This window comes from Nesterenkonia pannonica (genome assembly GCF_019575955.1).
GTDB lineage: Bacteria > Actinomycetota > Actinomycetes > Actinomycetales > Micrococcaceae > Nesterenkonia > Nesterenkonia pannonica.
The window spans coordinates 2,037,237-2,060,674 of sequence record NZ_CP080575.1; the positions used below are offsets into that span (position 1 = coordinate 2,037,237).

Annotated in this window: 12 protein-coding genes, 1 tRNA gene and 16 pseudogenes; 3 read left to right on the plus strand and 26 right to left on the minus strand. The window is 66.4% G+C overall.

Annotation, left to right across the window (positions count from 1 at the left end; all coding sequences use genetic code 11):
* Positions 1-104: 104 nt before the first annotated feature.
* Positions 105-946, plus strand: a pseudogene (locus K0H76_RS14525) (aldo/keto reductase).
* A 53-nt stretch (positions 947-999) separates the two neighbouring features.
* On the opposite strand, the gene K0H76_RS14530 reads toward K0H76_RS14525, so the two are convergent.
* From K0H76_RS14530 to K0H76_RS14585, 12 genes and pseudogenes are all read right to left on the minus strand, one after another.
* Positions 1,000-1,074: transfer RNA gene (locus K0H76_RS14530), tRNA-Leu, on the minus strand.
* A 91-nt stretch (positions 1,075-1,165) separates the two neighbouring features.
* Positions 1,166-2,500: pseudogene (locus K0H76_RS14535) on the minus strand (FAD-dependent oxidoreductase); the annotation flags it as partial.
* 416 nt (positions 2,501-2,916) lie between these two features.
* Positions 2,917-3,024, minus strand: a pseudogene (locus tag K0H76_RS14540) (S8 family serine peptidase); the annotation flags it as partial.
* A gap of 111 nt (positions 3,025-3,135) precedes the next feature.
* Entirely contained in the window at positions 3,136-3,867 is a 732-nt protein-coding gene (locus K0H76_RS14545; protein WP_258933429.1) for a S8 family serine peptidase, read from the minus strand.
* Positions 3,864-4,034, minus strand: a complete 171-nt coding sequence (locus K0H76_RS14550; protein WP_258933430.1) for a hypothetical protein — start codon at positions 4,032-4,034, stop codon at positions 3,864-3,866. The genes K0H76_RS14545 and K0H76_RS14550 overlap by 4 nt, the downstream gene beginning before the upstream one ends.
* Positions 4,031-5,051, minus strand: a pseudogene (locus tag K0H76_RS14555) (Ppx/GppA family phosphatase). Before K0H76_RS14555 ends, K0H76_RS14550 begins: the two are co-directional and overlap by 4 nt.
* A gap of 2 nt (positions 5,052-5,053) precedes the next feature.
* Positions 5,054-5,666 (minus strand): annotated as a pseudogene (locus tag K0H76_RS14560) (DUF501 domain-containing protein).
* On the minus strand, positions 5,647-6,084 hold the full coding sequence (locus tag K0H76_RS14565) for a septum formation initiator family protein (RefSeq protein ID WP_258933431.1): 438 nt from the start codon (positions 6,082-6,084) through the stop codon (positions 5,647-5,649). The pseudogene K0H76_RS14560 and the gene K0H76_RS14565 overlap by 20 nt, the downstream one beginning before the upstream one ends.
* The gene (locus K0H76_RS14570) at positions 6,081-6,308 is read right to left on the minus strand and encodes a hypothetical protein (protein ID WP_258933432.1); all 228 of its coding nucleotides are present in this window, start codon (positions 6,306-6,308) and stop codon (positions 6,081-6,083) included. The genes K0H76_RS14565 and K0H76_RS14570 overlap by 4 nt, the downstream gene beginning before the upstream one ends.
* Positions 6,309-6,473: 165 nt before the next feature.
* Positions 6,474-7,764 (minus strand): annotated as a pseudogene (eno, locus tag K0H76_RS14575) (phosphopyruvate hydratase).
* On the minus strand, positions 7,694-8,161 hold the full coding sequence (locus K0H76_RS14580; protein WP_258933433.1) for a hypothetical protein: 468 nt from the start codon (positions 8,159-8,161) through the stop codon (positions 7,694-7,696). The pseudogene eno and the gene K0H76_RS14580 overlap by 71 nt, the downstream one beginning before the upstream one ends.
* A gap of 2 nt (positions 8,162-8,163) precedes the next feature.
* Positions 8,164-9,251: pseudogene (locus tag K0H76_RS14585) on the minus strand (adenosine deaminase).
* A 113-nt stretch (positions 9,252-9,364) separates the two neighbouring features.
* Between K0H76_RS14585 and K0H76_RS14590 the strand changes: the two are divergent.
* Positions 9,365-10,840 (plus strand): annotated as a pseudogene (locus K0H76_RS14590) (NCS2 family permease).
* On the opposite strand, the gene K0H76_RS14595 reads toward K0H76_RS14590, so the two are convergent.
* From K0H76_RS14595 to K0H76_RS14660, 14 genes and pseudogenes are all read right to left on the minus strand, one after another.
* Positions 10,816-11,367, minus strand: coding sequence for a DedA family protein (locus K0H76_RS14595; protein ID WP_258933434.1), 552 nt, complete (start codon positions 11,365-11,367; stop codon positions 10,816-10,818). The pseudogene K0H76_RS14590 and the gene K0H76_RS14595 overlap by 25 nt on opposite strands.
* A gap of 59 nt (positions 11,368-11,426) precedes the next feature.
* A complete protein-coding gene (locus K0H76_RS14600; RefSeq protein WP_258933435.1) occupies positions 11,427-11,561 on the minus strand; it encodes a hypothetical protein in 135 nt (44 codons plus the stop codon).
* Between the two features lie 13 nt (positions 11,562-11,574).
* Positions 11,575-12,890, minus strand: a pseudogene (locus K0H76_RS14605) (thymidine phosphorylase).
* A pseudogene (locus tag K0H76_RS14610) lies at positions 12,887-13,236 on the minus strand (cytidine deaminase). Before K0H76_RS14610 ends, K0H76_RS14605 begins: the two co-directional pseudogenes overlap by 4 nt.
* A gap of 40 nt (positions 13,237-13,276) precedes the next feature.
* Positions 13,277-14,471: pseudogene (locus K0H76_RS14615) on the minus strand (amidohydrolase).
* Positions 14,461-15,573, minus strand: a pseudogene (locus K0H76_RS14620) (sugar phosphate nucleotidyltransferase). The pseudogenes K0H76_RS14615 and K0H76_RS14620 overlap by 11 nt, the downstream one beginning before the upstream one ends.
* A 139-nt stretch (positions 15,574-15,712) precedes the next feature.
* Positions 15,713-16,502, minus strand: a pseudogene (locus K0H76_RS14625) (succinate dehydrogenase iron-sulfur subunit).
* Positions 16,502-18,287 (minus strand): annotated as a pseudogene (gene sdhA / locus K0H76_RS14630) (succinate dehydrogenase flavoprotein subunit). The pseudogenes K0H76_RS14625 and sdhA overlap by 1 nt, the downstream one beginning before the upstream one ends.
* 58 nt (positions 18,288-18,345) lie before the next feature.
* A complete protein-coding gene (locus K0H76_RS14635) occupies positions 18,346-18,858 on the minus strand; it encodes a succinate dehydrogenase hydrophobic membrane anchor subunit (protein ID WP_146341380.1) in 513 nt (170 codons plus the stop codon).
* Between the two features lie 8 nt (positions 18,859-18,866).
* Positions 18,867-19,202 (minus strand): succinate dehydrogenase, cytochrome b556 subunit, encoded by a 336-nt coding sequence (sdhC, locus tag K0H76_RS14640; RefSeq protein ID WP_146341989.1) that lies wholly within the window; start codon positions 19,200-19,202, stop codon positions 18,867-18,869.
* 269 nt (positions 19,203-19,471) lie between these two features.
* On the minus strand, positions 19,472-20,218 hold the full coding sequence (locus K0H76_RS14645) for a YihY/virulence factor BrkB family protein (RefSeq protein WP_258935428.1): 747 nt from the start codon (positions 20,216-20,218) through the stop codon (positions 19,472-19,474).
* A gap of 325 nt (positions 20,219-20,543) precedes the next feature.
* Positions 20,544-21,549: pseudogene (gene trpS, locus K0H76_RS14650) on the minus strand (tryptophan--tRNA ligase).
* Positions 21,546-22,404 (minus strand): annotated as a pseudogene (locus K0H76_RS14655) (exodeoxyribonuclease III). The pseudogenes trpS and K0H76_RS14655 overlap by 4 nt, the downstream one beginning before the upstream one ends.
* A gap of 31 nt (positions 22,405-22,435) precedes the next feature.
* On the minus strand, positions 22,436-22,978 hold the full coding sequence (locus K0H76_RS14660) for a hypothetical protein (RefSeq protein ID WP_258933436.1): 543 nt from the start codon (positions 22,976-22,978) through the stop codon (positions 22,436-22,438).
* A gap of 243 nt (positions 22,979-23,221) precedes the next feature.
* Here K0H76_RS14660 and K0H76_RS14665 point away from each other — a divergent pair, with 243 nt between their 5' ends.
* Complete coding sequence (locus K0H76_RS14665) at positions 23,222-23,410, plus strand: hypothetical protein (protein WP_258933437.1); 189 nt, start codon at positions 23,222-23,224, stop codon at positions 23,408-23,410.
* Positions 23,411-23,438: the final 28 nt, after the last annotated feature.

Genomic DNA, 23,438 nt, shown 5'->3' on the forward strand with positions numbered 1-23,438 from the left:
GCCGCTCGTCGAAGGGCGAAATAACCGACGCCCCTCCGAGGTTCACCATACTTACGTGTCGAAGGTCACCCTTCGAGCCGACAGAAACTGACCCTAGGAGCACAATGAGCACAGTTCCGCAGATCACCCTCAACAACGGCGTCACCATTCCGCAGCTGGGATACGGCACCTTCCAGATCACACCGGAGACGACGAAGGACGCCGTCCTCACCGCCCTCGAGGTCGGCTATCGACACATCGACACTGCCGAGATGTACGGCAACGAGGCCGGTGTCGGCGAGGCCCTCCGGGCATCGGGCCTGGCGCGGGAGGAGGTCTTCATCACCTCGAAGCTCAACAACTCCTTCCACCGGCGCGACGACGCACTGCGCGCGACGCAGGACTCACTCTCGGCCCTGGGCGTGGAGGCTATGGATCTCTTCCTCATCCATTGGCCGCTTCCCACCATCGACGTCGACTACCTCGAGACGTGGAAGGCCATGATCGAGATCTACGAGGCAGGACAGTCGCGGTCGATCGGCGTCTCCAACTTCCAGATCCCGCATCTTCAGCGCCTCATCGACGAGACCAGCGTGGTGCTTAGGCGGTCAACCAGATCGAGGTCCACCCATACCTGACGAATGACGCGGTCCGCACCTTCGGCTCAGAGCAGGGCATCGCCACCGAAGCGTGGTCGCCCATCGCTCAGGGAGGGGTCCTGGAGGACCCGGTGCTGGTCGACATCGCCGAGCGTGTGGGCAGGACGACGGCTCAGGTGACGCTGCGCTGGCACATCCAGCGCGGAGACATCGTCTTCCCGAAGTCCGTGACCCGGTCCCGCATCGAAGAGAACTTCAGCCTGTTCGACTTCGAGCTCTCCGACCAGGACGTCGCAGCGATCAGCGGGCTGAACAAGGATGAGCGCACGGGGCCGAACCCGGATACGTTCGACTACGTCCCTGAGTAGCTCTGAGCAGAGGGGCCCGATCAGCGACCGCTGACCGGGCCCCCTCTGTGTTGTGTCCCCCGGTGGGGTTCGAACCCACACTGGACCGATTTTAAGTCGGCTGCCTCTGCCGATTGGGCTACGGGGGCAAGAAAGAAGGGCCGTCCGCAGACGACCCTTCCATCCTAGAACGCACGCAGAACTACTTGGCGGCGTCCTTCTTCTGCTTACTGCGGCGCGGAACGCTTCGCGCGGCTGTTCGAGGTCGCGAATAGGGGTGAAGTCGCGGCCGAAGAGCATCTCGGCGGCCCATCCTCCGGCCACCCGGGCGGTCCGCTCGAGTGGGGATCGCCATGCCGTGGTAGCCGCGGTGCGCCACCCACGCGGGGAAGCCCTTGAGCTTCACTCCGAGCGGGTTGCCGACGCCCTTGTACATGCCCAGGCCCGCCACGGTGCCGAGGGACTCGTGCTTGTACTGCTGAATCTCGCCCGATCCGTACCGGACCGAGAAGAGGTTCTTGGCCAGCACCTTGGCCTGGCGCAGCGCGTGCTGCGCGTTCGGGACGCAGAACCCGCCGGGGCCTGCGCCTGTGAGGTCAGGGATGGCGGCGACGTCGCCTGCAGTCCATGCGCCTTCGATGGCCTCGCCCTCCTCGTTGAGGATCTGCAGCGTCGCGGAGCCGGTGATTCGACCCCGCTCGTCCACAGGGAAGGAGGAGGCGCGGGCCACGGGGCTGGCTGCCACGCCGGCGGTCCACACCAGGGTGTCGGCGGCGAACGTGTCGACCACCGACTTGTCCTTCATCGATGTCAGGGTCAGCTCGCCGTCCACGGCGGAGCCCAGGAGGTGTTCAGAAGAACCTCCACGCCCCTGCCGCGCAGGTGCTCGACGACGCCTTCGGCCTGCTCCTCGGTGACCTCGGGCATGATGCGGCCCATGGCTTCCACCAGGACGATCCGCACATCGGACTGCGCCAGGCGGGAGTTGGCATCCACCGCGTCGCGGATGATGTCCTCCATCTCAGCCACGGCCTCGGTCCCGGCGTATCCGCCGCCGACCACGACGAAGCTCAGTGCACGTGCCTTCTGCGCCTCATCGGTCATGAGGAGGCGGTCTCGAGCCGCTCCAGGATGCGGTTGCGCACCGCGACGGCCTCTTCGATGGTCTTCAGGCCGATGCCGACATCGGCAAGCCCCTCGATGGGGAAGACGCGGGTTCCCGCGCCGGCGCCCATGACGATGTCCTGGTAGGGGATCTCAATGCTCTCCCCTCCTCCAGGCCTACGACGGCGGTCTTGGCGGCGTGGTCCACGGAGGTCACTTTGCCGTTGATGATCTCTGTGTCCTTGAGGTGCTGACGGTGGCTCACCACGGCGTGCCGCGCTTCGATGTGACCGCCGACGACCTCGGGCAGGAAGGGCTGGTACGTCATGTACGGAAGCGGGTCCACGAGTGTGACGACGCCGCTTAAGCCGCCTTGACCTTCTTCTGCAGCCGCTGGGCCGCAGTCAGTCCGACGTAGCCGCCGCCGACAAGCAGGATGCGAGGTTTGTCCGAGAGGATGGTTTTTGCCATGCCTCTCATCCTATAGGTATGCGTCGCTGCCCTGTCGCACGCACACGCGCTAACTCACTGATGCTTGGAACGGCGGTAGAGGAGGTGCACGACCGCGCCCGTCAGCATCAGAACCACCAGCAGCCCGCCGATGCCCAGCGCCGCGGGCCTGCCCATTCCTGAGCGCCTCCGACCTCTGCAGCCCGCGGAAGCTCACGCGGCTCGCCCTCCGGGCCGGGCTCCACGCCGGCGGCCTCCGGGATGTCCTCGTGCGCCTGCTCGTCCTCCGCATCGGCTCTGCGGTGGACCCGAATCCAGTCCTCGAGGGTGGGATAGTCGGCGGCGCTGAACTCCGGCACGCTGCCGCTGACGGCCTCGCCCACATCGAGCACGCCGTGCCCGTACTCCGGGTCCACGCCCTCCGAGCCCTGGGAGTCCGCTGTCGAGACCAGGCGGTGCTTGACCTCACGGGCCGAGAGGTCCGGGTGAGCGGCCATGACCAGAGCGGCGGCCCCTGAGACGATCGGCGCCGCACCGGAGGTGCCCTCCCAACGGGCATATCCCCGCCCGGAAGCGCGCCCACCAGCGGCTCCGAGGATGCCGCGAGGTCCACTGCAATGCCCTGCGACGATGAGTCCCGGCTGATGCTCCGGGCCTCATCCACACCGGCCACCGTCAGCACCCCAGGAATGGTGGCGGGAGCTCCGACGCTCAGATGCCCCGCAGCGCGATTGCCGGAGGCCGCCACGATCAGGACGTCCTGCTCCTCGGCGTAGAGGAATGCCTCGTCCCAGGATTCGGGCCAGTCCTGGACTCCGGAGCCGATCGACATGTTGATGATGTCGGCTCCTGATCGACGGCCCAGGTGACAGCCTCTGCAATCTGCTCCTCGGTCCCCGGGCCGTAGGGATTGGGGTCCTCAAGCACCAGTGATGCCGAGAGCAGATCCGCGCCGGGGCCACACCGATCACGCCTGCTCCGCGCGGGTCGGTGTCCTCGTCCTCCTCGTCGCCTCCGGACTCCTCGAGGTCCTCATCGAGCGGAAACTCCCTGGTCTCGTAGAACTCATCCAGGGCCTCCTCATCGATCTCGTCCTCCCAGTCGTCGCCGTAGGCGTCCTCCAGGTCCGCCTCGAAGTTCTCGAACCATTCGTCCCATTCGTCGTCGCCCATGTCGTCGAAGAGGTCCTCGTCGGCCATGCCCTCGTCGGGATCTGTGCCGCGCCCGGCAGCCAGAGAGGCGACCAGGGTGCCGTGCTCGGTGGCGGCCTGCGTGACCGGCGCTCCGGAGGACTCTCCGCCGCCGGAGAAGTCGGCGCCGCCCACCACAGCTCCTTCCAGGGTCGGGTGCCCGCCGTCGACGCCGGTGTCGATGACCGCGATCGTCACGCCCTCCCCTCGGTGGTCTCCCAGGCCTCTTCGACGCCGTAGTCGTCAAGCCAGAACTGCATGTCGCGATAGGTGTCCGCGCCGGCGGGCGCTGCGGCCGTCGGCAGAATCAGCGCGGCAGCCGCGGCGGCGGCAACCAGGCCCGAGGGACGGCTGCGCAGACTCATCGCTGCACCGCCGTCCGCTGCTCGCCGATCGAGAGCGCGATGCCGTCGAGAATGTCGTGCTCGCTGGCCACGCAGGATCCTGCTGCCTCGCCGGTCACGTCGTTGACATGCTCGAGGATCAGGGACCAGATCAGCGCTCCTGCGCCGATGACGTCCACCCTTCCCGGGTGCATGAATCCGAGCTGCGCCCGGTCGGCGCGCTCCATGGAGACGAGATCCTCAGCGGCTTCGGTGACCGCGGCGACGGGAAGCCGAGCCCCATTGATCCGGGCCGGGTCGTACTCGGTGAGCGCCAGGGCGTGAGCGGTGATGGTGGTGACCGTTCCCGCCACCCCGACAACGGCTCGCACCTCGTGCAGCGGCACGCTCAGGGCACCGAGGATGCGGCGTACCTCGGCCGTCGCGGCACGGATCTCGTCGTGAGTGGGAGGGTCGGATCGCAGGTACCGCTCGGCGAAGCGCACGCACCCCATGTCGGTGGATTCGCCGTGCTCAGCTCCGGCTGCTGTTCCCAGGACGAACTCGGTGGATCCCCGCCGAGATCGACGACGAGCACCTTCCCCTCCGGATGGGCGGCGAGCAGAGCATCCCAGTCGAGCACGCCCGCGGCGCCGCGAACGACAGGGCCGCCTCCTCGTCGCCGTCGACGACCTCGGGTCCGTCGAAGTCCGGCACGGCTGCGCGTACCCGCTCCGTGACCCCGGAGAGGAACTCGTCCCTGTTGGCCGCATCTCGGCTGGCGGAGGTGGCGACGAAGCGCACGCGCTCAGCGCCGTGGGCGGCGATGCGGGCGGCGTAGTCCTCCACTGCGGCGAAGGTGCGCTCCAGCGCGGCGGGCGAGAATTCTCCTGAAGTGTCGACGCCCTCGCCGAGCCGCACCACCGTCATCCGACGGTCCACGTCGCTGAGCACGCTGGGGGCGGCCTCTGACGCGCTGGTGACGTCGGCGATGAGCAGGCGGATGGAGTTGGTTCCGCAGTCGATGGCGGCCACCCGCCGGGCTTCCGTTCCGGCCATGTCTACTCCTGGTCTCCGCTTCTGAGCCTCTTCACGTGCCGTGACAGATCCTTCTTCGGGACATCAGCCCCATGGTCCCAGGCGCTGCGGCACGTGCAGGTCTCGAGGGTCCAGTCGGCTGCGATGCGCTGCAGAGCCTCATCGCCGATGGGGTTGACGCCCGGCCCCGCGGCGAGGGAGTGGCCGACGTGGACGTGGAGGCACTTCACTCTGGGCTCCGGCATCCCTCCGGCACTGATTCCCTCGATCTCCCACACGGGCTCCAGGTAAGCAGCAGTCCGCACACGCTCCCGATCGGCCAGGTACGCCTCGTGCGCGGCCCGGTACGCGTCTGCGAGCGCGGAGTCCTCCTGCAGACGCTCGCTCATCTCGGCCATGACACCGGCGGCCTCCAGCCGCGAGACCGCAGCGGTGATGGTGGGGTGGGTCAGGTAGAAGGTGGTGGGAAAGGGTATGCCGTTCGACAGGCGGGGGCCGTCGTCGCCACCAGGGACTTCCGCAGCGGCATCGCGCGCCGATCTCTACGACGTCGCGCACGGGTAAGCCGAGCTGCAGACTCAGGGTGTCGAGATCCTCGGCGGCGGGCGTCTTGGCCTCAGGTGCGTTCTCTTCCACAGCGAACCAGGGTACCGGTGATCGAGCGCTCACTCGTCGGCATCCGCAAGAATGCCGTCCACAGCCGTTCGGCCCAGGATTCGCTCTGCTCCTCCTGCGCCTCCTCCTCCACCGGCTCATCGGCGGAGGCATTCATCACGTGATACCGACGGTCGCCGGGCTGCACGAGGTTCAGCCGCTCCCGGGCCTGCTGGGTGACGAACTCCGGGTCCTCCCACCGGGCCAGCTCTGCGTAGAGGTCGGCCTGCTCCTGCTGCTCGGCGCGGATCTGGACGGAGAGCTCCTCGAGCTCGCTCTGCTGCTGGAAGTACGTCCGGACCGTGGGAACCAGGAAGGAGACGACGACGAGGGCCACGATGGTCAGCACGATCGCGCGGCCTGAGAGGGTCCGCTCGGGGACGGCGGCCGATGCGCTCACCGGGGATCGGCGCGAGGCCCCGGCGGATGGCCGGTCAGGGCGATCCACCCGGCGCGCTCGACGCGCGGCGATGTGGTAGGCGTGCGGATCTCGCCGGAGACCTGCTCGCGCTCGCTGAGCCTGCGCCGCTCGTCGCGCTCGGTGCGCGAAGGCCGACGGCCCTGCTTCTCCTCGGATCGAGGAGTGTGGTAAGCATCGTCGGCTGACTGAGCGTCTCGGGCCATGTGGCATGTCCTCGGTGTGCGTAATGGGAAGGTGTACACAGGTTAAGGGGCCGCCGCACCGGCAGCACCTTTGACACGCGGCGGCCCTCAGGCCGGACCCCTGGACTGCTGCGAATGCCCGGAGGCCCGGTCCTCATATGAGGCCGGACCTCCGGGCATTCGAGATCAGTGCAAGGTCTGATCAGGGGTGAAGCGCGGAAATGCGCTGCGTCCCGCGTAGGCCGCAGCGTCGCCCAGCTCCTCCTCGATGCGCAGAAGCTGGTTGTACTTGGCGACCCGCTCGGAGCGCGCGGGAGCACCGGTCTTGATCTGGCCTGCGTTGGCGGCCACGGCGATGTCCGCGATGGTGACATCCTCGGTCTCGCCTGAGCGGTGGCTGATCATGGTGGTGTACTGGCTGCGCTGGGCGAGGCTGATCGCATCCAGAGTCTCCGTGAGGAGCCGATCTGGTTGACCTTGACGAGCAGGCTGTTGGCGGTGCTGCTCTCGATGCCCCGGGCCAGGCGAGTGGGGTTGGTCACGAACAGGTCGTCGCCGACGAGCTGGACCTGAGCACCGATCGCGTCGGTGAGCGTCTTCCAGCCCGACCAGTCGTCCTCGTCGAGGGGTCCTCGATGGAGACCAGGGGTAGGACTCGACGAGCTCCCTGTAGTACTCGCTCATCTGCTCGGGCGTCTTCGACTCGCCCTCGAAGGTGTAGGCGCCGTCGGAGTAGAACTCCGAGGCGGCCACGTCGAGGGCCAGGGCCACATCCTTGCCGGGCTGGTAAGTGGCCCGGGTGATCGCCTCGGTGATCAGGTCAAGGGCTGCTCGGTTGGACGGCAGGTCGGGGCGAAGCCGCCCTCATCGCCCAGTCCGGTCGAGAGCCCCTTCTCCTTCAGGAGCGCCTTGAGCGCGTGGTACACCTCCGCGCCGGTGCGCAGCGCCTCGGTGAAGGTGGAAGCGCCGACCGGGGCGATCATGAACTCCTGGATGTCGACGTTGGAGTCCGCGTGCGAGCCGCCGTTGAGGATGTTCATCATCGGCACCGGCAGCACGTGTGCGTTGGGACCCCGAGGTACTTGTACAGCGGCAGGTCGGAGGCGTCGGCGGCGGCCTTGGCAACGGCGAGCGATACCCCGAGGATCGCGTTGGCTCCCAGCGAGCTCTTGTTCTCGGTGTCGTCGAGCTCGAGGAGCAGGTGGTCGATCAGGCGCTGCTCGGTGGCGTCCAGGGCCTCCAGCGCCGGAGCGATGACTTCGTTGACGGCCTTGACGGCCTTGGTCACGCCCTTGCCGAGGTAGCGGGAGGTGTCCTCGTCCCGCAGCTCGACGGCCTCGAAGGCACCGGTGGATGCGCCCGACGGCACGGCGGCCTGGCCGAAGCTGCCGTCGTCCAGCAGGACGTCAACCTCCACCGTGGGGTTCCCGCGGGAATCGAGGATCTCGCGCCCATAGACGCTGGCGATGAGGGACATGGCTATTCTCCTTCTTCCGATTTCTCTTGAGCTTTGATGCGCTGCCAGGCAGCCTCGATCTCCTCGAGACTCGCCCGGCGAGGTCGAGGGTGCCGTCAGGCCGGTAGACGTGGGGACTGCGGCGGACCAGCTTGGAGTACATGGCCTCAGCGACATCGTCGAGGGTGAACTCTCCGCGCTCCGCTGCGAGCTGGGCGTGGAGGACGACCTGAAGCAGGACGTCGCCCAGCTCCTTGCGCAGCGGATCGCCCATCGATCCCGCGCGGATCTCCTCCGAGACCTCTTCGGCCTCCTCCGTGAGGTATCCGGCCAAGGCCTGGTGGTCCAGGGCGCGCGTCCATGGGCAGTGCTCCCGCAGCTCGGCGACGGTGCGCTGCAGCGCGGCCATGTGCTCCATCGCTACTGCCAGGCCTCCAGGATGAAGGCCGAGAGCGCCTCACGCTCCTCGTACCCGAGGAAGCTCGCCTCCAGGGCGTTGATCTGAAAGTCGACCAGCTCGGCCATGCCGTAGTCGAAGGCCTCAGCAAGAGCGGCGAGCTCGCCGGAGAGCGTCACGCCGGAGACGAGCCGGTTGTCCGTGTTGACGCCCACGTTGAAGCCCAGCTGGTAAAGCATGTCGAAGGGATGGTCAGCCATGGTGCTGCTGCCGTCGCCCGACAGGGCAGCCACGGCGCCGGTCTGCAGGTTCGACGTCGGGCTGGTCTCCAGGTGAACCTGGCGGTCCCGGACCCAGCGGGCGGTCTCTCCCAGGTTCACCTCGACGAGCTCCTCGTCTCCGCCCTCCGCAGCCCGAGAGCGCGAATCGGTGCCCTCGGTGAGCGTGATGTCCTCGGCGATGCGTATTCCGTGCCCAGTAAGCAGGCGCGCCCGGAGACCAGCGCGTCCCTGACCGAGTCCACGCCTGCCGCCTCTCCGGCGTGCACCGTGACGGGCAGCATGTTCTGGGCGAGGGTGGTGAAGGCAGATTCGAAGCGGCTCGGCAGGAAGCCGTCCTCGGGCCCGGCGATGTCGAACCCGACTACGCCCTTCTCCCGGTGCCGCAGGGCGAGCTCGGCGATCTCATCGGCGCGGTCGTTCATCCTCATGGCGCACAGCAGCTGACCGACCACGATGATGCCGTCCTGGTCCGAGACGGACTCCACGCCGTCGGTGAGTCCGGCCTGCACGGCCTCCACGGCCTCGTCGAGGCTGAGGCCGCCCTCAGCATGCTGCTCCGGCGCCCAGCGGACCTCCGCGTAGACGACCCCGTCGGCTGCGAGGTCCTCCACATACTCGCGAGCCACACGACGGAGGTTCTCGGCGGACTGCATCACCGCGGTGGTGTGCGCAAAGGCTTCCAGGTACCTCATGAGATCACCGGAGTCGGCGTTGGAGCGGAACGTCTCCGCCAGCTCCTCGGGGTCCTGGGTCGGCAGCTCGTGGCCGACCTGCTGCGCCAGCTCAATGAGCGTGGCGGGGCGCAGCGCACCGTCCAGGTGGTCGTGCAGGGAGACTTTGGGAGGTCGCGGATCTGGGTCTCGAGGCTGGTTATCATGGCCATGCCCTCAGCCTACCGGTGCAGATCGCCAGGCAGGGGCCGGTGCGAATAGAGTTCCCCCTCGTGAGCTCTGCACAGACTTCCCAGCAGCCGTTTCCGCCCGAGCCCCGCGGTGGCCTCGACCGCTACTTCGAGATTTCGGCCCGCGGATCCACGGTCAGCCGAGAGATGCGCGGCGGCGTCGCCACATTCCTGGCGATGTCGTACATCATCGTCCTGAACCCGCTCATCATCGGCGCCTCCGCCGATTCCACCGGGCAGTACCTGGGAGGGGCAGCGAGCCCAACCTTCCGCTGTCGCAGCGGCCACGTCGTTGGTGTCAGGCACGCTGACGATCCTCATGGGCGTGCTGGGGAAGTTCCCGATGGCCGTGTCATCGTCGCTGGGACTGTCAGCGTTCATCACCTACGGGATCGTGGTGCTTCCCGGGATGACATGGGCCGACGCCATGGGCCTGGTGGTGATCGAAGGCGTGATTCTGCTGATCCTGGTGCTGACGGGCTTCCGGTCAGCGATCTTCAACGCGGTGCCGCCCGAGCTCAAGGTGGCGATCAGTGTGGGTATCGGTCTTTTCATCGCCCTCATCGGCATGGTCAACGCCGGATTCATCCAGAACGCCGGAGGCTGGGCCTTGAGCTGGGCGTCGACGGGTTCGTCTTCGGCTGGCCGCTGCTGATCTTCCTGGTGGCCCTCTTCGCCCTGTTCGTGATGTGGTCGGCGAACGTGCGGGGCGCCATCCTCTATTCGATCGTCTCGGCCACGGTGCTCGCCATCACGATCGAGGCGGTCCTCAGCGTCGGTCCCGCGAGCGAGGACCAGCCGTACGGCTGGGACCTCAACGTGCCCTCCCTGGACCAGGAGTGGTTCGCCCTCCCCGACCTCTCCCTCCTGGGAGAGTTCAACCTGTTGGGCTCCTGGGAGTCGGTGGGGGTCGTCGCGGCAGCCCTTCTGGTCTTCACCCTCCTGCTGGCCAACTTCTTCGACCTGCTCGGGACAATGGTCGGGGTCTCCAACACCGGCGGGATCCGGGACGAGCGCGGGGAGATTCCCCACTCGCGCCGCATCATGGTCTCCGATGCGGTCGGCACCATCGGCGGCGGAATGGGCGGCACCTCGGTGAACTCCGGGTTCATCGAGTCCACCGTGGGCGTCGGGGACGGAGCCCGGACCGGTCTGGCCAACGTCGTCACCGGCGCACTGTTCCTCGCCACGATCGTGCTGGCGCCGCTTGCTGCCGTCATTCCCACCGAGGCTGCCTCCGCGACCCTCGTCCTCGTCGGGTTCCTGATGATGCAGCAGATCACCAAGATCGACTGGACGGACGCCGAGATTGCCATTCCGGCCTTCATGACCATCGTGATCATGCCCTTCAGCTACTCGATCACCAACGGGATCGGGGCCGGGTTCATCACGTTCACGGTGATCAAGGCGCTGCGGGGAAAGTTCGCGGAGGCGCACCCGCTGATGTACGTCACCTCCGCGATGTTCCTGCTGTACTTCGTCTCCGGGCCCATTCAGGACGCTCTCGGCGCGGGCTGAGCAGGCTCACTCCTCATCCTCGCGGTGCTTAAGCGCAGGCGCACCGGCGGAGGCAGGTCGATGGCTGAGGTGTCCTGATACCCCTCGGGATCCAGATGCACGCCGCGGCGGTCCAACCACCGGGTGATCCGGGAGAAGATCCGCTCGCAGACCAGGCCGACCACGACGGCGAAGGCTATGCCGACCACCATGGCCAGCAGCATGTGCCCGAAGATGGCGTCGCCCACTGCGCCCAGGGTCACGAGCCACGATGCCCACAGCAGGGAGGCGACGGCGTCGATCAGGACGAAGCGCGGCAGCGAGTAGCCGGTCGACCCCGCCACGAAGTTGATCCCCACGCGGGCGCCGGGAATGAAGCGGCCGACGAAGATGACCGGCACTCCGCGCTTGTCCAGCCCATGCCTGGCCCATGCCAGAGTTCGCTGCATGGCAGGGCGCCGCATCCACCGGAAGCGATCCGTTCCGATGGCCCGGCCGAGCCGATACGCCACGATGTCTCCCAGAATCGCAGCCGCACCGGCCGTCATGATGACCCACGGCCACCACGGGGTCCCGGGCTGATCCTGGACGGAGCCGAGCGCGATGATCAGGAGTCCGAGGGCAGGGGCGGGAAGAACCCGTTGACGGTCACGAACCCGAAGAGGCCGAGCAGCGTCCACCATCCCGAGGCGGCGTCGAGCACCCACTCCTGCAGGGAGTCGAGGAATTCGAAGATTCTCACGGCTCAGCGTCCCTCAGAGATCGGCTGCGGTGATGCGCGCCGTCACCAGCGGCTCCGGCTGGTCTGCCGTGCCGGTGATCTCCCACGCACCCTCCAGAGCTGCTTCGGCTCGAGCGATGCGCTGCTCCTCATCCGTGGTGAGGGTCAGCAGGGGCTGCCCCGCCGTGACTCTTTGGCCGGGCTTGGCATGCATGCGCACGCCCGCCGCAGCTTGGACAGGGTCCTCCTTGCGGGCTCTCCCGGCGCCGAGCCTCCAGGCGGCAACGCCCACGGAGTAGGCGTCGAGGCGCGCCAGCACCCTGACTCTGAGGCGGTGACGGTGTGCGAATGCTTGGCCTGCGGCAGCGGGCTCTCCGGGTCGCCTCCCTGAGCGCGGATCATCTGCTTCCAGGAATCCATGGCCCGGCCGTTGGAGAGGTGCTCCGCCGGATCCGCGTCGACTCCGCGCTCAGCAGCATCTCTCGGGCCAGTGCGAGCGTGAGCTCCACGACATCTGCTAAGCCCTCCCCGGCGAGCACCTCGACGGACTCCTCCACCTCCACGGCGTTGCTTAAGCGGTCAGGCCGAGAGGCGTGTCCATGCGCGTGATCAGGGCAGTGGTTCGCACGCCGGCATCGGTGCCCAGCGCCACCATCGTGCGCGCGAGCTCCTGCGCGTCGTCGCGGGTCTTCATGAACGCGCTTACTCCGGTCTTCACGTCAAGGACCAGAGCATCCGTCCCCTCGGCGATCTTCTTGGACATGATGGAGCTGGCGATCAGCGGGATCGACTCCACGGTGCCGGTGACGTCGCGGAGCGCGTAGAGCTTCCTGTCCGCCGGAGCCAAGCCTGAGCCTGCGGCGCAGATGACCGCACCCACCTGATCCAGCTGATCGTTGATCTCCTCGTTCGTCAGGTGGGCCCGCCACCCGGGAATGGACTCCAGCTTGTCCAGAGTGCCTCCGGTGTGGCCGAGCCCGCGCCCGGAGAGCTGCGGGACAGGAACGCCGAAGCTGGCGACCAGCGGCGCCAGGGGCAGGGTGATCTTGTCCCCACGCCGCCGGTGGAGTGCTTGTCGGCGGTGAGCCGACGTGTGCCGTCGGCCGCCCGCAGTCCGCTGAAGTCCATACGCTCGCCGGACGCGATCATGGCGCCGGTCCACTGGGATATCTCAGCTCGGCTCATCCCGCGCAGCAGGACGGCCATGGCTAGGGCGCTCATCTGCTCATCCGCCACTGCCCCGTCGGTGTATGCGCGGATCAGCCAGCTGATCTGCTCGCCGGTCAGAGTTCCGCCGTCGCGTTTGGCGCGGATCAGGTCAACAGCGTCGTGCTGGTCGTGGGCAGTCAATGCGTCTCCTCCAGGTCTGCGGGGCCGAACGGCTGGGGCAGGACCTGCTCCCAGGAGCGCACTCCCAGCGGGGTAAGAATGCGCAGGCTGGGCGCGGCGAACTCATTGAGGAGCTGCCTGCACCGCCCGCACGGCATGATGATCTCTCCGGCGCTGTTGACGCAGGCGAAGGCGACGATCCTTCCGCCGCCGCTGAGCAGAAGCTGACCGACCAGGGTGCACTCGGCGCACAGACCGACGCCGTAGCTGGCGTTCTCCACGTTGCAGCCCGTCACCACCTGGCCGCCGTCGGTCAGTGCTGCGGCTCCGACCGGGTAGCGCGAGTAGGGGCGTAGGCGGCGCTCATCGCTTCTTGGGCGGCTTGGACCAGGCCCTCAAACTCCTCGTCAGCCACGATCCTGCTCCTCCATGGAGGCCTGTGCGGCTCCCACCATCACGCGGAGGCCCGCTCCGATGGCCCGCTCATCGGGGCGTAGTCGCCGCGGTGAAGGTCGTAGAGCTCGCCCTCGGGAGTCATGGTGCCCAGCCTGAACATGGATCCGGGGACGGCTTGGGTCATCCATCCGAAGTCCTCTCCTCCCATGGACTGTTCGGCGAGGGTGAGTCCGGCGTCTCCGAGGACCTCTTTGGCGACGCGGTCAAGCAGCGCCGTCTCCGCCTCAGCGTTCTGCACGGGCGGCACACCGCGGACGTGATCGAGGGAGACGTCCACGCCATAGGCCGCGGCGGCCTGCTGCACGATGGAGGCCAGCACACCGCCGGCCTCCCGCCAGGCCTCAACGTCCAGAATTCTCATCGTTCCGTGGAGGGTGCCGGTGGAAGGGATGGCGTTGGCCGCGCTGCCCGCTTCGATATGGCCCCACACCAGGGAGACCCCGGATCGGATGTCGATGCGTCGTGACAGCACGGCGGGCACGACGGTGGCGATGTGCCCGAGCGCCCCGATGACATCTTCGGTCAGGTGCGGACGTGAGGTGTGCCCTCCACGGCCTGAGACTTCGATGCGCACCAGATCCCCGGCTGAGGTGATGGGACCGATTCTGGTGCCGATGGCGCCCACCGTCAGCTTCGGGTCGCAATGCAGGGCGAAGATGCGAGGAAGCGGCTCCAGCAGCCCCCGCTTGACGATCTCCTGGGCTCCGCCGGGGAACTTCTCCTCGGCGGGCTGGAACAGCACGCGGACGCGGTGGTTGAGGCGGTCCTCGGCATGGAGGCGCTTCAGGGCGAGGGCCAGGCCCACCATGACGGTGGCGTGGATATCGTGCCCGCACGCGTGAGCGACGCCGTCCTCGGCAGAGGCGTAGGGCAGCTTGGTCGCCTCGGTGATGGGCAGCGCATCGATGTCGCCGCGGAAGCCTGCGGCAAAGGGAGCGTCCGCGGGCCCGACGTCCACGTAGAGCCCGGTGGTCTCCGGCAGGAGCTGCGGGAGAGACCTGCCGCCTCGAGCGTGCCGCGAATCTGGGCAGTGGTGCGCACTTCCTTCCACGACAGCTCCGGGTGGGCATGGAGGTCCCGGCGAAAGCTGATGAGCTGCGGCTCGAGCTCCTCGATGATCGCTTCGGCGCTGGTCTCAGAGGACATCAGAGTCTCCCTTGTCCTTGAGCGCCTGCACTGCTTGCTTCACGTTCTGCGCATGGCTGGTGTTCGTCACAAGGAGGGCATCGCCGGTGTCGACCACGACGATGTCCTCCACCCCGATGAGGGCGACGACCCGGTTGGTGTCCGCCACCACGATCCCGGTGGAGTCCTCGGGTAGACCCGGGCCTTGGCGCCGATCACTGTCATGCCCTCTTGGTGGCTGGCGGGGTTCAGGCGGGCGATGGCCGCGAAGTCCCCACGTCGTCCCAGGTGAAGTCTCCGGGGATGACCGCCACGTCATAAACGGCGGAGGCCGGTTCGGCGACGGCATAGTCGATGGCGATCTTCGGCAGTGTGGGCCAGACCCGGGCGAGGGCGAGGTCCTGGGCTTCGGTGTTCCACGCTGCGGCGATCCGCGTCAGCCCTGCGTGCAGCTCAGGCTCGGCATCCTTCAGGTGCTGCAGCAGCAGACCGACCGGCGCCACAAACATGCCGGCGTTCCAGAGGTAGTCCCCGGAGGCGACGTACTCATCGGCGAGATGCTGCTCGGGCTTCTCCACGAATTCCGCCACATGGTGGGCGTGAGGGGCTCCCTCCACTGGGTAGGCGGGTCCCTGACGGATGTATCCGAAGCCTGTTGAGGGTGGGTGGGCTTGATCCCGATGGTGACGATCTTTCCCGTGGCTGCCGTGGTCACCGCCTCACGCACTGCGTCCTGGAAGTCGTCGACCGGGGCGATGACCTGGTCTGCGGCGAAGGAGCCCATGATGATGTTGGGATCGCGCTGGGCGAGGATCGCTGCGGCGAGGCCGATGGCGGCCGCGGAGTCTTTGGGCTCGGGCTCCAGCACCAGATCGTTGCTCTGAAGCTCCGGAATCTGGCGGGTGACGGCCTCGGCGTGCTTGAGCCCGGTGACGACCATGACCCGGTCTTTCGCCAATGGGCTCAGCCGCTCGTAGGTGGAGCGGATGAGCGTGGTTCCGGAGCCGGTCAGGTCGTGGAGGAACTTGGGCGCGTCCGCCCGAGAGAGCGGCCACAGCCGTGTGCCCACCCATGCGGCAGGGATCACGGCATGGAACCGGGAGAGAGGATCTGTCGAAGTCACGCCCACTAGCGTATCCCCGAGACGGCTCCCGATGCAGATGAAGGGAGCACCTCCGGCGAGGTGCTCCCCTTCATCTGTGCTTCACGCGCTCTGCAGCTCGGATGCGGCGATCAGGCGGTGTCGCAGCCTGCTGCCGTGACTAGAGGCTCCTGGTGATGACGGCGGTCTTCACCTCTTGGATCGCTTTGGTCACTTCGATGCCGCGAGGACATGCGTCCGTGCAGTTGAACGTGGTGCGGCAGCGCCACACGCCCTCTTTGTCGTTGAGGACCTCGAGGCGCATATCGCCGGCGTCGTCGCGGGAGTCGAAGATGAATCGGTGCGCATTCACGATCGCTGCGGGGCCGAAGTACTGGCCGTCGGTCCAGAACACAGGGCAGGAGCTCGTGCAGGCGGCGCAGAGGATGCACTTGGTGGTGTCGTCGAAGCGCTGACGCTCTTCGGGCGACTGCAGGCGCTCCGCCGTGGGCGCGGGGGTGTTCGCCACCAGGAAGGGCATGACCTCGCGGTAGGACTGGAAGAAGGGCTCCATGTCCACGATCAGGTCCTTCTCCACCGGGAGGCCCTTGATGGGCTCCACGATGACCGGCTTGGACGTGTCGAGATCCTTCAGAAGGGTCTTGCACGCCAGCCGGTTGCGTCCGTTGATCCGCATGGCGTCGGATCCGCAGATGCCGTGGGCGCATGAGCGGCGGAACGTCAGCGAACCGTCGATCTCCCACTTGACCTTGTGGAGGGCGTCCAGCACACGGTCGGTGCCGTGCATGGTGACTTCCCAGGTGTCCCAACGGGCATCCTCTGAGAATTCGGGGTCGTAGCGGCGGACTTGAAGGTTGACGGTGAACGATTCGACGGCACCAGCGCCGCTAAACGGATTCGCCGAGCTCTACCTTGCTTGCTGGTTCCTGCTCAACAGTGGGAGTGCTCATCAGTACTTACGCTCCATCGGCTCATAGCGGGTGAAGGTCACGGGTTTGGTGTCGAAGCGCATGCCCTTGACTCCCTCGGTCTCAGCCTCGGGATCCTTGTAGAGCATGGTGTGCTTCATGAAGTTGTCGTCGTCGCGCTCGGGGAAGTCTTCGCGGTAGTGGCCGCCGCGGGACTCCTTGCGGTGCAGCGCCGCCACGGCCGTGACCTCGGCCATGTCGAGCAGGAAGCCAAGCTCCAGGGCCTCGAGGAGGTCGAGGTTGAACCGGCGTCCCTTGTCCTGCACGGTGATGCGCTCGTAGCGCTCCCTGAGCTTCACGATGTCCGCAAGAGCCGTCTTGATGGTGTCCTCGGACCGGAACACCTGAAGGTTCGCGTCCATGGTCTCCTGGAGCTCGGAGCGGATCGCTGCGACCCGTTCCGTCCCGCTGGAGTCGCGGAGCATGCTCAGCTGATCCGTCACGAAGGTCTCCGGAGTCTCCGGCAGCTCGACGAAGTCGGCTCCGCTTGCGTACTCAGCTGCGTAGAGTAGGCGCGCTTTCCGAAGACGTTGATGTCCAGCAGGGAGTTCGTGCCGAGGCGGTTTGAGCCGTGGACCGAGACGCAGGCGACCTCACCGGCGGCGTAGAGGCCAGGGACGATGGTGTCGTTGTCCTGGAGGACCTCCGCCTTGATGTTGGTGGGGATGCCGCCCATGGCGTAGTGGCAGGTCGGGAAGACCGGCACAGGCTCGGTGTAGGGCTCAACGCCGAGATACGTGCGAGCGAACTCCGTGATGTCCGGGAGCTTCGCGTCGATGTGCTCCGGCTCGAGGTGGGTGAGGTCCAGGTAGACGTAGTCCTTGTTCGGACCCGCGCCTCGTCCCTCCCGCACCTCGTTGGCCATGGATCGGGCGACGATGTCGCGCGGCGCGAGGTCCTTGATGGTGGGGGCGTAGCGCTCCATGAACCGCTCACCCTCGCTGTTGCGCAGGATGCCGCCTTCGCCTCGCGCAGCCTCCGACAGCAGGATTCCCAGCCCGGCGAGGCCGGTGGGATGGAATTGGACGAACTCCATGTCCTCGAGCGGAATCTTAAGCGCGGTAGGCGATGGCCATGCCGTCGGCGGTGAGGGTGTGGGCGTTGGACGTGGTCTTGTAGATCTTGCCCAGGCCGCCGGTGGCGAAGACCACGGACTTGGCCTGGAAGATGTGAATCTCACCTGAGGCGAGGTCGTAGGTGACGACGCCTGCAACGCGCTTCTGCTTGTAGGAGGTGCCATCCTCGCGGACTGCGTCCTCCTCGACGGTGATGAGGTCCAGCACGTAGTACTCGTTGTAGAACTCGACGTTGTGCTTCACGCAGTTCTGGTACAGCGTCTGGAGAATCATGTGACCGGTGCGGTCAGCGGCGTAGCAGGAGCGGCGCACGGCGGCCTTGCCGTGGTCTCGAGTGTGCCCGCCGAAGCGCCTCTGGTCGATCTTCCCCTCGGGCGTCCGGTTGAACGGCAGGCCCATCTTCTCGAGGTCCAGGACGGCGTCGATGGCTTCTTTGGCCATCACCTCAGCTGCGTCTTGGTCGACCAGGTAGTCACCGCCCTTGACGGTGTCGAAGGTGTGCCATTCCCAGTTGTCCTCCTCCACGTTCGCCAGCGCGGCGCACATGCCGCCCTGGGCGGCGCCGGTGTGGGAGCGGGTGGGGTAGAGCTTGGTCAGGACGGCGGTGTGCGCCCGCTGGCCCGATTCGATGGCAGCGCGCATGCCGGCGCCATGCGCCGACGATGACGACGTCGTACTTATGAACCTGCATAGTGAGGCTGGCTCTCTTTTCGTGGTGCGTAGGTGATCAGGGATGCGTGCGCAGTCGGTCAGTTCACGACGTTCTGGCAGAAGCTCGGAGCGTGCTCCAGCAGCTGGCCCGAGTCGTCGACCAGGCAGGGCTCGAAGGTGAAGATCACCATGGTGCCCAGAATGATGATGACCGTGGTGGAGACATACAGGATGGACTTCAGCCACATGCGAGTGGTGTCCTTCTCCGCATAGTCGTTCACGATGGTGCGCATTCCGTTGGTGCCGTGGAGCATGGCCAGCCAGAGCATGGTCAGGTCCCAGAACTGCCAGACGGGGTTGGCCCACTTTCCGGCGACGAAGGCGAAGTCGATCTGGTGGATCCCCTGACCGACCATCAGGTTGGTGTAGAGGTGCACGAAGATCAGAACGACCAGTGCCACGCCGGAGACGCGCATGAAGACCCACGTGACCATCTCGAAGTTGCCGCGCGAGGAGCCCTTGCGCAGATACTTCGGGTCGACCTTGCCGGAGCGCGGCGCTTCGATGCCCTGCGCCGGGAGGATTGCTTCAGAGTTAGGTGCTGCGGTCATTGGCGCATTCACTCCCCACCGATGAAAAGCATGAGGTGGCGAGCGGAGAACGCCACCATGGTCACGAGCCAGAGGACCAGCACCACATACAGCATCTGCTTGTGGTAACGGGTCCCCTGCTTCCAGAAGTCCACCAGTATGATGCGCAGGCCGTTGAACGCGTGGAAGACGATCGCTCCGACGAGTCCGATCTCACCGGCAATCATGATCGGGTGCTTGTACGCTCCGATCACCGCGTTGTACGCCTCAGGAGAGACGCGCACCAAGGAGGTGTCGAGGACGTGGACCAGAAGGAAGAAGAAGATCCCGACGCCGGTGATGCGGTGACCGACCCAAGACCACATCCCCTCACGTCCCTTGTAGAGGGTGCCTCGCTTGGCGAGCGCCCCCTTTCGTTTCAGCTGTCTGTGTCACCGGTGGTGAACCTCCATGGATGACGCGGCGACGTCTCTGTCGCGTGCTTGGGTGCGAAATGTTTCCTGCTCATCTTAGCTGTAATTCATCTGCAAGGACGAATAGTTAACTTCTACACGCTGTAGAAAAAGACGGTTCGTGCGCAGTGCTGATGAGCCTTCCGGCAGCTCACGCCAGGCGCCTCCTGCGCTCGGCATGCTCAGCCGCCGCAATGGCCCCCAGCTTGCGGCCAGGAGATAGACGAGGCTGAAGAGATAGAAGTAGAAGAACAGTCCGACGACGGTGGCGAACGGGCCCAGGAGCGGGTTCTCCGCCTCGCCTCCCAGCGCAATGAGCTCGGCGGCGCCAAGACGCAGCACAGACGCACCGATGCCGGCGATGAGCATTGACTGCCACAGCACCCCACCGGAATGACAAGCCGCGAAGCGACCCGCATCAGAAGAAATGCGACGACCATGTCGAGTCCGAACACGATGGCGAGTGTGGCTCCGCGGGAAAGCCAATACGTGGCGCCCGCGGCATCCCAGTCCAGAACGTCGAAGATCTCGTCGATGAAGCCGTGGCTGATGACGCCGAGCACCGCCGAGGAGAGAACGACGACGACAAGGAGGATCATCATGCCCAGATCACGAATCTTGACCAGCACGACGTTCTCCGCCATGATCGGCCGGTCCCAGATGCTTCGTATCCCTGCCCGCAGTCCGTGCACCCAGGACAGCGAAGTGACGACCGCCGCCAGCAGAGAGAGCGTCACGGCGACATTCAGACCTTCGGTGCTGAAGAGCTCCGCGGGAGCAGCGAGCCCGCCCTCTCCCGTGTCGAGTACGCCCGGAACCGCATTGTCGACGCCGCGGACGATCAGCTCCTGATACTCCTCGTTGCCTCCGATGACGAGTCCGGCGATGCCGAAGCCTGCGAAGAGAACGGCAGCCACCGAGAAGAACATCATGTAGGCGGCCCCGGCGGCCATGACCGTGCCGTAGTGGAAGAGGAAGAGATTCAGACACCGCATGAGCCGTGTTCGCTCAAGCACCGCGAGCCTCCACACCGCCCACAGCCCTGCACGGGTCAGGACTCCCGAGGAGCGCTTGGCGCCGATGTACGCCGCACGCGCCCTCAGCTCGTCCTTCTTCAGCGCCTCGAGGTCGATCGGGTCGATCTTAGGCGTCGCCTCCTCGCCCTCATCGAGCTTGGTGACCTTCTTACGTGCGGCGTCCAGCAGCGAGGAGACGTGCGACGCTTCACTGCGGTCGTCGGAGGATGCCATCTCGCTAACCCGGGGCGGCGGGAAGGAACCCCACCTTCTGGTACACCTCGGCGAGGACCGGCTCAGCGGCCGAGCGCGCCTTCTGCGCCCCGCGGGCGAGGAGAGCATCCAGCTCCCCGGATCCTCGAGAAGCTCCAGGGCGCGGTCACGAACGGGGCCGAGCCGCTCGACGACGAGCTCGGCCAGCTCCACTTTGAGGTGGCCGTACATTCTGCCGGCGTACTCCTCCTCAAGCTCCGAGGAGCCTTCCCGGACAGGGCCGAATGAATGCTCAGCAGATTGGAGATTCCGGGCTTGGCTGCACGGTCGAACCGGATCTCGGAACCGTCATCGGTGACCGCGGACCTGATCTTCTTCGCCATCTTCTTATCGGTGTCCATGAGGTTGAGCAGACCGTTGGGCGACTCCCCGGACTTGGACATCTTCGCGGTGGGGTTCTGAAGATCATAGATCCTTGCCCCGGACGCAGGCACAGCGAGCTCAGGCACACGAAAGGTCTCCCCATACCGGTGGTTGAACCGCTGAGCAAGATTTCGAGTGAGCTCGACGTGCTGCTTCTGGTCCTCGCCGACCGGCACCGAGTGCGGCTGGTACAGCAGAATGTCCGCAGCCTGCAGCATGGGGTATGTGAAGAGCCCGACCCCGGCGTGTTCGCTGCCGGACTTGGCGGCCTTGTCCTTGAACTGCGTCATGCGGTAGGCCTCACCCATGCCGGTCTGGCAGATCATCACCCATGCGAGCTGGGCATGCTGCGGCACGTGCGACTGCACGAAGAGGGTGGACCGCTCCGGATCGATTCCGCACGCAATGTACTGCGCAGCCGTCCGGCGCACCCGCTCAGCCAGATCGGCAGGATCCTGGGCCACCGTGATCGCATGCATGTCCGGGATGAAGAAGAAGGCGTCGTAGGACTCCTGCAGCTGAACCCAGTTGACCATCGCGCCGAGATAGTTGCCCAGGTGCAGCGAATCGGCAGAAGGCTGCATGCCTGACAGCACGCGCTCAGTCATTTCGGCTCCTTGTAGTCGATGATCAGCGGGGCGTGGTCCGACCACCGCAGCGAGTAGTCGGACGCCCGGTCCACCGCGGCCTTCTCCGCTCGATCCGCCAGGCTGGGGTGGTCATCTGATAGTCGATGCGCCAGCCGGTGTCATTGTCGAAGGCCTTTCCGCGGTAGGACCACCACGTGTACGGCCCCTCGACCTCTCCCGCGAGGCGGCGGGCGACATCGACGTATCCCGCCTCTCCGAAGAACTGGTCGAAGAAGGCGCGCTCCTCCGGAAGGAAGCCGGAGTTCTTCCGGTTGCCCTTCCAATTCTTGATGTCGAGCTCAGTGTGGCCCACGTTGAGGTCGCCCAGCACGGCCACGTGGTCGCTGCGCTCAGCCAGTCGGGGCAGATATTCGAGCATGTGCTGCAGGAAGCGCATCTTGTGATCCTGGCGCTCCGTGCCGACCTCCCCGGAGTGCACGTACACGCTGACGACGGTCAGTGTGGTTCCATCGGCGAGCTCGTAGTCTGCCTCCAGCCACCGGCCCTCGTCCTCCGGGCGACCCTCCCCGATGCCTGTGCGCGTCGCCGTCGGAGCGTGGCGGGAGAGGATGGCCACCCCTGCCCGGCCCTTCTGGGCGGCTTCGTGCTCGTGAATGTGCCAGGCCGACTCTGGGTCCGCCTCACCGGCCTCCTCCGCCATCTTGCGGACGACCTTGCTCAGGGTGTCCGGGTCCGCCCGAACCTCCTGCAGAGCGAGGATGTCGATCTCTCGGTGGGCGAGCCACTCCCCATCCCCTTGCGCTCGGCAGCACGGATGCCGTTGACGTTGACGCTTCCGATCCGCAGGGCCCCAGCCGCTTTGGAGTCAATGATGATGTGGGGCTCTGAGCCTCTTCCGCGGCGCTCATCGGATCACGTCCCCTTCGATGGTTCCTGGGTTCTCGTCCGAGGCGCCGCGGCCGCCGTCCGGGGACCCCTCGTCGGGCTGCCTGCCCGTCACATCGGAGAGCATGTCGCGACCGTTGTGCGCTGTGAACTGGATGGTCTGCAGGGCGCGGTCGACGATCTCCATGTCAGCCTGCTCTCCGCGGGAGATCTTTCCGATCTCGGCGGCCACCACGCGACGCTGCACCTGCACGATCTTGAAGGAGTGGTCCAGCTTCAGGTTGCGGGAGTGAGTGTCCTCATCGACCACAGCCGTGCCGCCTGCAGCCTCGGAGTTCCTTGCCGCAGCGTCGGCCCGGGCCGAGTCGACCGCGTCCCCGAACTTCTGGGCGCCGCGGCGGAAGGTCACGATGAGGATGATGGCGAGGAGGAGCCACGCCGAAGAGATCGCCACCAGAATCCATCCGATGATGTCGTTCTCGTTGGCTGCGAAGAGGAGGGCCACCAGCAGGACAGTCACCATGACGGCGAAGACGATGCCGGTGCCGCGCCAAGTAGGCATTGGCCATGGCGGCCTCGGCGCGAGTCGAGGAGGGCAGAGATTGGCTCATGATCCTCGATTCTGTCAGAGCCTCGGGAGTAGCATGAAACCCATGACTGAGCTTCCTGAGGGCATTGCGCCGGACACCGCCAAGAACCGCACGACGTGGATGCGCCGCTACACGCTTGGTAGGCGCTCGCCGAGCAGTTCGTAGAGTTTCTGCGCACCAAGGTCATCCCAGCGCGGGAGGACCGAGGATTCACCGTGGAGTCCATGTGGCTCGACGATGAGAAGACCGAGCTCACCTGGTTCGTCTCACGCCCCGGGAGCGCGGAGGACTTCGCCGCTGCGGAGAGGGAGTGGGAGGCCTCCGATGAGCGGGCCGAGATCTTCGCAGGCACTCCGAACTACGTCACCTCCAAGGACCTGCGGCAGGTCACGCGCCTGCGCTGACGCAGCTCCCGGCCCGGACCTCCGGGCC

Bases quoted from the DNA above. Each gene is read 5' to 3' on its own strand.
- K0H76_RS14550 (WP_258933430.1), bottom strand. From the start codon at position 4,034: ATGAGTCTGCGCAGCCGTCCCTCGGGCCTGGTTGCCGCCGCCGCGGCT.
- K0H76_RS14570 (WP_258933432.1), bottom strand. From the start codon at position 6,308: ATGGCCCGAGACGCTCAGTCAGCCGACGATGCTTACCACACTCCTCGA.
- K0H76_RS14580 (WP_258933433.1), bottom strand. From the start codon at position 8,161: ATGGAGCACATGGCCGCGCTGCAGCGCACCGTCGCCGAGCTGCGGGAG.
- K0H76_RS14595 (WP_258933434.1), bottom strand. From the start codon at position 11,367: ATGACGGCCGGTGCGGCTGCGATTCTGGGAGACATCGTGGCGTATCGG.
- K0H76_RS14635 (WP_146341380.1), bottom strand. From the start codon at position 18,858: ATGACCGCAGCACCTAACTCTGAAGCAATCCTCCCGGCGCAGGGCATC.
- sdhC (WP_146341989.1), bottom strand. From the start codon at position 19,202: ATGTGGTCTTGGGTCGGTCACCGCATCACCGGCGTCGGGATCTTCTTC.
- K0H76_RS14645 (WP_258935428.1), bottom strand. From the start codon at position 20,218: ATGTTCTTCTCGGTGGCTGCCGTTCTCTTCGCAGGCTTCGGCATCGCC.
- K0H76_RS14660 (WP_258933436.1), bottom strand. From the start codon at position 22,978: ATGCCTACTTGGCGCGGCACCGGCATCGTCTTCGCCGTCATGGTGACT.